This window comes from Microbulbifer sp. CnH-101-G, assembly GCF_052466775.1.
In genome coordinates, this window is record NZ_CP174292.1 from 1,853,870 (window position 1) to 1,865,018 (window position 11,149).

An 11,149-nucleotide genomic window follows, 5' to 3' on the forward strand; every position below is an offset into this window, starting at 1 on the left:
CATCATTCTATCTCCCTCAATGGGGCAAAGATATATTTAGTATCACATAGCATTTTTTTAAAAAACATGTACCCAATAAGGAGCATTTCACATTCCACTTAAAGGCGCTCGAAAATAGATTTCTATTTACAGAGCATCGAAATAAGCATAACCACATAATTATAAAAATTTTGGTGCGCCCAAACACCAATAAGAATTTACTGCTGGCATTAAAAGTTAACACTAAAAAAACATAAAAAACTGTATATCCCTCTATCTGCAAGAAAGGAGAATAGAAATGCCCAACCTTGTCCGCAGCCGCACAAATGCAACTAGCTGCAACGATATGTTAGGTGATCTAAGCACTGCCCTTGGCGTCACCCAAGCAAACATGCGCTGTATAGGTGTAATGATACAGGCAGGTAAAACACTAACTTCATTTAGCAATATTAAAAAGACTATAGGCGGCGGGCACGTTTCTCCATTTGTGGTGAATGCCAACGGACTGCAAAGTTGGGATGAGATCTGTGGTAACAGCTGGCAGGTCTGGGCTCAAAACTCTGCCTCTGGTGAAACCCATGGCATTGTAAATGATGTTATGTTTTATCCTAGCTCGGCAAATGATGTCACTATTTACGTGCACCCCGCCTCTGATACTGAAGTTGCAACTGTTGTCAACAGAGCCCAACAGCTATTAAATTCCACCAGCCTCGTCTACAACCATAATCCAACTCTGACATCCAGCTTCCCAACCTCCGGGGACTGCGTTACCAAGAGCGCATGGGTAATGGGAGCCTTTTCTTATTCAAAGCCCATGCAGGGCGCAGTCACTCCCTGGGGACAGGCCGTTATCTATGAAGCCTACACGTCTCCGGTCAACTTTATGAGTCAATGGGTTAAGATCAAAAACAAAGGTTGTAAGCTTGGAGTGATGAACTGATTTCTTCCTATGAGATAAATCCTCTATCAGGAAACCTACAGCTGTAGCCCGGCGGAGAATTTAATGAGCCTATTTTTCTTTTGCCGGGTTGCTATCGACCACATCGAGCGGGAATTATTCGATGCTATAGTTAGATCAGACGATATCACCGCCCTAGCAACCAATACTAGAGAAGTATCTGATGGTTTACCTATTTATGCAGGCTTCAGTAAAAGATTTCGATAAATGGCAGAAGGTTCTTACAGATTTCATGCCAATATTGAACCAGATGGGCAGTACAAACACATCAGTGTATCAAGAGGTGGGTAATCCCTGTAATTTAACTGTTATCCACGAATTCCCCTCCAAGGAAAAAGCTGAAGCTTTCGTTAATAGCGTTGAGCTACATGAGTCTCGCAAAGAGGCTGAAGTCATTGGCACTCCTAGGATTTGGTATACAGAAAAGCTATAAAAAGACTATTTTGTATAGCAAAAGGCCTTTATATAAAGACACCATTCATTGGTCCTGATAACACCACCTGTGCCTTTTTCCAAACGAATAGGAACAGCTCGACCGACTACCTAAACCACCCTAAACATCTAATAACACCACCCAGGATAACCACTTACCATTAACTTCCTCAGATATCACCAATGAATCATTTCTTGAATCCGCAACTGCTACCTCATGCCCTGCGTACCAGGCAGCACTCTTACCGCAAGGCTGCCATCCTCCAGTAGGCCGCGTGTGGTTTGCCATAGCCACTAGTATCCTATGTGCGTAGGAGTAGTTGCACAACTTTGCTGTATCATTAATATACCCATCGGCAGTAATCAGTACTCCAGCAACATAGACTGAAACTCCCTCATTTATATACTGTTCAAGATGCTTAGGGTTATTGATATCAGCACATATGCCTAACCCAATCCTGTGATTTTTAATATCTAAGAACCTTATGTCATTACCTGCAGAAAAATAAGTTTCCTCTCCCTCGTGCAAATAGTTCTTCTCATAAGTTAAGACGGTTCCATCAGGAATAAATATGACTGCACCAATCTTTGGCAAACAATCACCTTTCAATGGCGCTCCCACCATAATATATAGGCCATAATGAGCAGCAGCCTCTTTAAGAACCTCAAACCTCTCGTCATTTAATGAAAAAGCAAGCTCATTAGCTATTTCTGGTTCATAACCAGTTAAAGACAACTCCGGAAATACAATCAGAGAAACACCAATATCTCCAGCCACCTTTATAGCCTCAAGATGAATATCTATATTTCTTGGAAAATCACCCTTAATAGAATAAACTTGAGCCATAGCAATTTTCATTTCACACCCCGACAAAGCCTTAGTTAAAATGTGAGCTAACCCTTACTTCTCATTGAATTAAAATTACTATAGATCTTTCCATCGCTCCTGATAAATCCAACGAAGCCCTTTTGCCAAGCCAATAGGAAAGGTTGAATAGTGATCAGCTCCACTTACCACCTCATCATTGAGGTACATACCCTGATATTTTCGCGAGCGTAAAAGCTCAACAAACTTCCTGTGGCCTTCCACCATGTCATGATTCATTCCAGAGCCTTCTTTAGTTTCCAGGGCGCCAGTTGCAAGGTAGATATTTGCAATTAATGACTTATGCCTTTTCGAATACTCTTCTTCAATGTCAAAAATTATCTCATTTTTATACCAAAGCGATGGGCTTGTCAGGATATAACTGGAGAAAAGCTCAGGCTTGTTTAACAATACCCAGGCTCCAAAAGAGCCGCCTAAAGATTGGCCAGCCAAGATTCTTCTTTTGGGGTTAGCTCGATAATTTTCCTCAACAAACGGAATTACCTCACTCTCGATAAATCTCAGGTACTCCGGAGCACCGCCGGTTTTATAGCGCTTCCAGCTATCATCAGGCACAGGGGTAAGATCCCGCACTCGACTAAACTGCCCTTTCTCCCCTTTTGCAAAAGAGATACCGATCACAATCGCCTTATTCATGCTTTTCAAGTGTGTTACACCTGAGGCAACTTTGAATGTATAGGGACCATCATTTAGATAGAGCGCGGGATACCTTTTACCCTTATTTTCTTTTTCAAGATACCCTGAAGGTGTTTTTATATACAGATCGTATTTCCGGCCCAACAATGCAGTATCAATGGTAAACACTTCAGAATCATTTAGTTCAAACGTATCAGAAGATCTCGTTATGCGACTTTCCGCATTTAAACTACCAATATAAAATAGTGCTATCACTAAAAATATAAATCTATTCATGCAACTTTTACTTTTCAAACCATCAATATCTTATAAATGAAAAAGGCACTCTCACCACAGGATCATTTACTACAAAACAACTACTCAGCTGCTAAGAGCTTATGAAAATTATCACAACTCATCCCCTTCCATAACCAATTCACACCAGCTACACCTCATCAACTTGTAGCATTACCATTTTTACTGCCTTCCATTAAAAATGATACGATACCTGTCACCCTATGATTAAACCCTATGACAACATTAATTGTCCAAAATGTAACTATGAACGCAATGGTTTTGAAAACACTCCCACTTGGTAATGTCCCTCTTGTGGGATTGCTTATCAAAAATGGAAAACAATTAAGCACAAAAGTCAAGAAGAAGCTGCCAATGCTGACGCAATAAAAACAGAAGTTAGAATCAATGCTACCACCCTAAAACCGACATATCGTATCCTCACAACGCTATTAATTATATTTTTTATCTACTATTTCATTGGGGCAGGCTCAATTGGTAGAATCTGGCCAATCATCATCGGCCTATCGATGTTAGCTGTTGGCATAAAGATGCATGACACAGGAATTTTTTATGGCCCGGGTCGCAAATGGAGGGGAAAAGAAGATTTTCCTATAAACTATTACCTGGAATTGCTTTGTGTTATAGGCGGTGGTGTCGGGTTAATATATATGGGAATTTCAAACCAATTCTGCGGATGTTAATTGAATCACCAAAGATCACAAGAAGCAAAGGTGCGTTACTTTAAGGAAGCTTAGAGCCCAACACGATTATACAATCTCATAGGGCCATGTATGAAAGCTTCCTATAGCATTTAGTTAAATATGTCGTAATTAAAAATTGATACTAAGAGCCATTATCTCTGTAAGGCTTTACATATCTACTTTCTATGTACTCAAAACTCCTAGAAGTTTATTCACAATGGCCTTTCTAGCCAAAAGCCACCACACAAGGATCTACGCCGCTTTTGGCTTGGTAAGATTGTTAAGTCTTGGATACCCCTTCCCAAGACAATACTTCTTCTTCATCCTCCTGAGCCTCAGTAAACCCAAAGTCCTCCAAGATCCCATAGAGCGCCGGCAGCACCAAAAGAATCAACACGGTTGAGCTACTGATGCCGAAGACAATACTGGTTACCAGCGGTACCAACACCTGAGCTTGCAGACTTGTTTCAAACAGTAAAGGCAAAAGTCCTGCGACAGTTGTGAGCGAGGTCAAGACAATTGCGCGGAAGCGATCGCGGCTGGCTTGGCTAGCGGCGCTATGAACATCCATGCCTTCTCGCACACGCCGCTTCACAAACTCCACCAGCAAGATAGAGTCATTCACTACAATACCTGCTAGGGAGACAAAGCCCATCATGCTGGGCATGGACATATTCTGCCCCATAATCAGGTGCCCCCAGATAACGCCGATCAGCGCTAGCGGAATGGCAACCAACACGATTAAAGGTTCTACATAGCTGCGAAATTGCAATGACAATAACAGGTAGATGCCAATAGCACCGATTAACAGAGCGCGGCCGATGGATTCACCGGTGACCTTACTGTTTTTTATCTCCCCCTCCATATCCACACGCAACTCAGGAAATTCTTTCATTAACTCAGCCAGAAACTTTTCCTGGGTATCTCCAAGTACTTGCCCTGCGTTAGCTTTCTCTGTGAAGACATCCGCGAAAACACTCACGACCCGTTCACCATCTATCCGCTGAATCCGCGCATAGTCGCGGTTCATTTCAATATCGGCAATGGCAATCAAGGGGACAAGCTGCTTGGTCACTGGGTGGATAATTACCAGTTCATCGAAGCGGCTCAGGGCTCCGCGGGAATCCGCATCCATGCGCACTTGGATCTCATAGGTTTCTCCCCGGTATTGGATCTCATCAATTTCCATTCCTTGATAAGCGGCGCGCAACTGGTTGGCGACATTGCTGGCATCCAGGCCGGAAGCGTAGGCACCTTCACGCATTTTAATGGTTAGCTGTGGTTTTCCAGGGCGTAGATCATCCACCACATTCACTACACCATCGTATCCTCGCAGCCAATTTTGCAGGCGGATAGAAACCGCTTTCAGCTGGTCCAGCTCTAGCCCGGCAAGGCGCAAGTGGATTGCACGGCCTGCGGGACCGAGGACGGGCTCTTTGTAAAGAATGGCGATCGCTCCGGGTATTTCACCGGCAGCCTCTCGCCAAGCGTGACGCAATGTATCCATACTGGTATTGCGCCCTTCGGCTGCCAGTAAATCAACATTGATCGTTGCCACATGGGGGCCAGTTTCAAAGGCGTCACCATTAACCCCAAAAGTAACACTGGTGTGATTGACGAGAGGGGCACTTTCCTTTTCAGAAAGCTCTGCAGCAATCCGCTCAAGTGCATCCAGCTGTTTATCAACCAGTTTTTCCATATCCTGCAGGGAGGTACCCTGGGGCATTAGAATACGAGCTTGTAACAGATCGCCCTCTAAAGTGGGGAATCCCTGAAATTTCACGATCCCCGCTGGCAACAAACTTACGGTCAAGAAGAACAGACCGAGCACACCACCAACAAAGGCGTAGCGATATTTAACAGCCCAGTCTGCCGCGCGCCCTACACTTTCACGCCAGCTTTCAAAGCGTTTAGCAAAAGCCTGCTTCCAGGCGGGCGTACGGCTTTTATGCTCAAGCGCATGGCGCAGGTGTGCCGGCAGAATCAAGAAAGCTTCTATCAAGCTGACGATCAACACTGAAATAAGGACAATTGGCAGAACTTTAAGCACCTGCCCCATATCACCCTTAATAAAAATCAGCCCACCAAACACCATCACAGTGGTCGCGAAGGAAGACAGGACTCCGCGGGCAACGCGCTTGGTACCATTTACTACCGCCTCTAACGGAGAACCGCCCTCACGGTGTTCACTAGCAATACTTTCCGAAAGTACTATGGCATCGTCCATCAAAATGCCGATAGCAATAAGTAAACCCACCAAACTGATCATATTGATGGATACACCCATGGCGGTGATCAAGGCAAAGGAGCCAAGAAAGGAGACAGGAAGCCCCATCACCACCCAAAATACATAGCGGCCACCAAAGAATAGGTACAGCGCCAGAGCTACCAGGATCAGGCCCTGCCAGGCATTAGAGATGATCATTTGCAGTCGATCAGCAACAATGGAAGCACTATCCTGGGTAAGGGTCAGTTTTATACCCTCGGGTAACTTTTCATTTTCACGATCGACAAAAGCACGCACAGCTTCCAGCACGCGCAGACTGTCATCCACACTATTCTTTTCAACATTGAGAAGCGCTGCGCGATGGCCATCGAAAGTAATCTTATCTTCCGCCAACTCGAAGCCATCATAAATTTTTGCGATATCGCCAAGGCGTACTTCGGCACCGTCCTCGCCTTTAATAACGACGAGATTTTCCAGTTCTTCTACGGTGCGGCGCTCTTCGGTAAAACGCAGCTGGTATTCCCGGTCTGGAGTGGACACCTTACCGGCAGGCATATCAATGGCCTGTTGATCGATAATATTGGCCAGTTCCATCACGCTGAGCCCATACTGGCGCAGGTTGTAATCGGAAATTTCGATCTGCAGCTGATGATCAGAGAAACCCGAAATGCGCACTATAGGGATAGCAGGATCACGCAATAATTCGCGACGGTAGTGCTCTGCCAATTGGTTCAGTTGCGGCAACGGCAAATCAGCACTGATAGCAATACTAACAACACCCTGAGTCCGCCCCATCTCTTTGACGATTGGGCGCTCGCTCTCTGCGGGCAGAGAATCAATGCTATCTACCGCAGATTCCACATCGGCAACAAACTGGTTCATATCTCCAGTTTCCTGCATCTTCAAGGATATTAGCCCGAGATTATCATTAGCCTCACACAAGCGCTCATCAATAAAACTGATGCCATCAGTGGCCTCTTCCAGGGGAAGACAGATGCTGTCTTCCACCTCTGCAGCTGCGGCACCGGCGTAAGGAACGGAGACCTGCACTTCGAATTTATCGATCTCCGGCATGGTTTCACGCTTCATACTGGGCAGGACAAACAGTCCACTCAGCATCAGTGCGACCATTAATAGATTGGCCGCAGTGGGGTGGGCGGCAAAAAAACGAATCACTGCTGCGTCCCTCCAGTATTCACGAATACGGCTTGTTGGCCTTCGGACACTGATACCGCCATGCCGTCAATAGCCGGGATCACATCGGTAACAATAACCTGCTCACCAGGACTCAAACCTTCACGAATCACCGTGGTATCACCCTGGTGGTAATCAACCTGCACCGAACGCAGGCGCAATTGGCCATCTTCCACGAGATATACCCTTCCCTCGTGCAGGGCGCGGCGGGGAATGGCCAGCGCCGAAGCGGCGGGCGCGAATAACTCCACGCGGGCATACATACCGCGAAATAGCGGCGGTTTATTGCCGGCAAGGGCTTTGCCATACGGATCATCTACAGCAACAACAACGGAAAGCGTGCGGCTGGTGCTATCCAGGGTGCCGCCCAAGCGCACCACCCGGCCCTGCCACTCATTGTTTCCAGGACCTCCGACCAGGGTGATTCGAGCCTCCAAACCCACCAGCATTTTGGGCAGATCCTCTGGGGCCGGTACACGATCATTGCTTGGCCTGAGATTACGCAACAGTGGTGCCACATGGACCATGGGGAGTTCCGCTGCAATTTCCACCTGGTCCAAGCCACTGGCATCGAACAAGCGCGCGTTGCCGGCCACGTATTGGTTCTCCTCTACATAGACGTCACCAATGCGCGCATCAAAGGGTAAAATCACCTGAGTGCGCTCCAGGTTGTATTTACTATCGCGTACTTGAGCCCCAGCCCGCGCGATCTGGGCCTCAATTACTTTTCGGCGTGTTGGGAACAGGGAGAGTTGGCTGGTTTGGTTTTGTACTTCCTGGCGCAGGCGCAACACATTTTGCTCTTCAACATCCACACTGGAGCGGGAAACCGTGCCCTTAGCCACCAGTTTTTGTTTTCGTTCCAGCTCCTTTTCACCCAGCTTCAGCGTGCGTTCGGCAATTTCCTGAGAGCGCCGGCTGTTGGCCTCTTCCACTTTGAGCTCCTGTAGATTTGCCCGATTGGCTGCCAAATCGCTCTCAGCCTTGGCCAAAGCCAACTGGTAGCTAGTGTCATCAATTTTCAGAACCAAAGTGCCGGCAGGGATCATATTGCCGCGTTCCAATTCCGGCGCTGTGTAAACCACCCGACCACTCACCTCGGCATTGGCTTCAAGAAAAGTGCTGGGTTTCACTTCACCATAAGCAACGGCTCGCGCACGCAATGGTTGCTCTTGAACCAGCACCGCATGTACCGGGGTAATCAATGTATCCTGCACATCGTGTATGGGTGGATTCTTGCTCATGACCAATGCCATGGAAATAAAAACCCCCACGGCTACCAGAGTAGGAAGCGCCAGGCGGCGATTCATCAGTTTCTTTAGCTGGACCTTATTCATCACCACCAATCTCCAAATGTTCAACTATTACTCGGCTGCAGAGTTATTGGCAACTCCATGGAGCAGCAGCTTTACTGTGTGATCAATCCACTTTTCGCTGTTTTCCTCATCCAACATAAAAGCGAAAATTTCTTTAAAGGGGTCCCCAGCAATAAACGGAAAAGCGATCAGACTGATAAATGAAATAGGCATCAGGTTGATATCTAGATCTAGGCGTAGATGGCCGGCACACTGAAGTGCGTGCAAAAGTTCTCGCAACTTTGGGCCCAGTGCAGAAGCCAGTCTGTCGGTAAATAATTCGCGCATTCGGCCGGGTTTGGAGGCCACCTCCCCCACAATCAAACGGGGTATCCAGGGTTCGCGTATATAAAGGCGAATAATATAGGCCATCGCTTCCTTCAATGTCTCTAAAGTGGGCCCTTTTACTTCCAAGCTCATATTGAGGAATGCCGGGCCGAACTGCATAAACTGGCCGCGGATAACCTCGATAATCAGCCCCTCTTTACCGTCAAAGTGATAGCTGATCATGGCGGAATTTACTCCAGCACCCTGAGCAATTTCTCGAATAGAGATATCACGAAACGGCTTCTCTCGAAGCAGCCTATGGGCGGATTGCATCAGGGCCTCACGCACCTCTTTCTCGCGCTCCGGGTCCCTTGGACGCCCGCGGCCACGGGTAGGTGTGGTTTTCGTCAACTTCATATCCCACTTAATTAATCACGTGATTAATTAAATAGTAGTGCTTAAAGGAAAACAAGCTAGAAAAGGGACTTAAAAGTCAAAACTGATTGGTACACCCCGGTGTACAACCTATAAACGCCCAGTTAACGACTAACCAGTCAAAACCTGGAGCCTCTCTTAATGTCGGCTGAAGACTGGGGATACCCTGCTCAACATCATATGGGTGGCGGGAGAGCTTTCATGGCTGACTGTTGCGATAAGGGAGAATCACCGTGCAGTTGCAAATCTGAACTTCAAACGAGAAACAAAAAAAGGCCCGCTAGGGGCCTTTATCGAAAGAAGAGACTCAACAGAAATCACCTGATAAATGCCTGTTGAGCTTCCCGCTCACTACAGGGATTTAAATCTGGCCGTAAAGTGTCGTAACACTGGCGGCTCGTATTCAAAAGCGAGACCTTTCAATTCGTGTGCTCGGTTCTGCAATTCTATGATCGCATCGGCAATATAATCCATATGATCATTGGTATAGACACGCCGTGGAATCGTCAGGCGCATTAACTCCAGATCCGCCTTCTTCTGCTCACCGGATTCAGGATCACGCCCCAGCAATAAGGAACCAATCTCCACCGCACGGATACCCGCCTCCAAGTACAGTGCATTAGTTAAAACTTGTGCAGGGAACTGCTCCGGTGGGATATGGGGTAGAATCTTAGCCGCATCAACAAACACTGCATGGCCACCTGTCGGATACTGGATAGGCACCCCACCCTCGCGCAAGCGCTCACCCAAGTAGGCCACCTGGCTGATGCGGTAATGCAGGAAATTCTCATCGGCTGCCTCATAAAGACCTCGCGCCAATGCCTCCATATCTCGCCCCGCCATGCCCCCATAAGTGACGAAGCCCTCCATAGGCACACAACGGGTTCGTACCGCCTGGAAAAGCTCCTCGTGATCACGGATACAACAGAGGCCACCAATGTTCACCATGGGATCTTTCTTGGCAGACATGGTCAGCATATCGCCGTATTGATACATCTCGCGAATAATCTCCAGGATCGACTTATCCTGATATCCCTCTTCGCGCTGCTTGATAAAGTAGGCATTCTCACAATAGCGCGCAGAGTCTATCACCACTGGGATATCGTATTTCGTGGCTATCTCATACACAGCGCGCATATTCGCCATGGAAACCGGCTGACCGCCAGAGCTGTTGCAAGTTATCGTGGTGATAATTGCACAAATATTATTCGCCCCGTGCTCCTCAATGGTCTCGACCAGCCTCTCTAAATCGAAATTACCTTTCCAGTCATAAGCCGTTAAGGTATCAAAGGCTCGCTTGTCCAACACATTAACCGCCTTGCCGCCATTCAACTCAATATGGCCCGCGGTGGTATCGAAGTGATAGTTGGAGATAAAGACCGGCGTGGTACCGCCACGCACCTGGCGCATGCGCTCAATCAGGGCGGGAAACAGGATCTGCTCTGCACCACGACCCTGGTGGGCGGGAACGGTTAATTTGTATCCAAAAAAGTGCTCGACCGCTTGGCACAAATTGTAATAGTTGCGGCTACCTGCGTAAGACTCATCCCCCAACATCAAACCGGCCCACTGGTTATCGCTCATCGCCCCAGTGCCTGAATCCGTCAACAGATCGATATAGACATCATCGCTACGCAGCAAGAAAGGGTTCAAACCAGCTTCCGCCAGAGCCTTTTCTCTATCGGCCAGAGTGGTCATTTTGATCGGCTCAACCATCTTGATGCGGAATGGCTCAGGAATACGCTTCATCATTATTTTCCTTATCAATCCTGACAGCGGGAACTGAAATATTGAGTTCAGTCA

8 protein-coding genes are annotated in these 11,149 nt (G+C 47.2%); 2 read left to right on the top strand and 6 right to left on the bottom strand.

Annotated features, from left to right (window positions below):
* Positions 1–277: 277 nt before the first annotated feature.
* Both ACJJID_RS08185 and ACJJID_RS08190 read left to right on the top strand, forming a co-directional pair.
* Entirely contained in the window at positions 278–919 is a 642-nt protein-coding gene (locus ACJJID_RS08185) for a hypothetical protein (protein WP_444922280.1), read from the top strand.
* A gap of 181 nt (positions 920–1,100) precedes the next feature.
* The gene (locus ACJJID_RS08190) at positions 1,101–1,370 is read left to right on the top strand and encodes a hypothetical protein (RefSeq protein WP_444922281.1); all 270 of its coding nucleotides are present in this window, start codon (positions 1,101–1,103) and stop codon (positions 1,368–1,370) included.
* 120 nt (positions 1,371–1,490) lie between these two features.
* Here the strand turns inward: ACJJID_RS08190 and ACJJID_RS08195 are convergent, their stop codons facing one another.
* The 6 genes from ACJJID_RS08195 to ACJJID_RS08220 all read right to left on the bottom strand — a co-directional run bounded on the left by ACJJID_RS08195 (position 1,491) and on the right by ACJJID_RS08220 (position 11,098).
* Positions 1,491–2,228, bottom strand: coding sequence for a carbon-nitrogen hydrolase family protein (locus ACJJID_RS08195; RefSeq protein ID WP_444922282.1), 738 nt, complete (start codon positions 2,226–2,228; stop codon positions 1,491–1,493).
* A 66-nt stretch (positions 2,229–2,294) separates the two neighbouring features.
* Positions 2,295–3,167 carry an alpha/beta hydrolase gene (locus ACJJID_RS08200; RefSeq protein WP_444922283.1) on the bottom strand — a complete coding sequence of 291 codons (873 nt, stop codon included), beginning with the start codon at positions 3,165–3,167 and terminating at the stop codon, positions 2,295–2,297.
* Positions 3,168–4,148: 981 nt separating this feature from the next.
* Positions 4,149–7,271, bottom strand: a complete 3,123-nt coding sequence (locus ACJJID_RS08205; RefSeq protein WP_444922284.1) for an efflux RND transporter permease subunit — start codon at positions 7,269–7,271, stop codon at positions 4,149–4,151.
* Positions 7,268–8,626, bottom strand: a complete 1,359-nt coding sequence (locus tag ACJJID_RS08210) for an efflux RND transporter periplasmic adaptor subunit (RefSeq protein ID WP_444922285.1) — start codon at positions 8,624–8,626, stop codon at positions 7,268–7,270. Before ACJJID_RS08210 ends, ACJJID_RS08205 begins: the two co-directional genes overlap by 4 nt.
* Positions 8,627–8,653: 27 nt before the next feature.
* Positions 8,654–9,328 carry a TetR/AcrR family transcriptional regulator gene (locus ACJJID_RS08215; protein WP_444922286.1) on the bottom strand — a complete coding sequence of 225 codons (675 nt, stop codon included), beginning with the start codon at positions 9,326–9,328 and terminating at the stop codon, positions 8,654–8,656.
* 369 nt (positions 9,329–9,697) lie between these two features.
* A complete protein-coding gene (locus ACJJID_RS08220) occupies positions 9,698–11,098 on the bottom strand; it encodes a tryptophanase (RefSeq protein WP_444922287.1) in 1,401 nt (466 codons plus the stop codon).
* Positions 11,099–11,149: the final 51 nt, after the last annotated feature.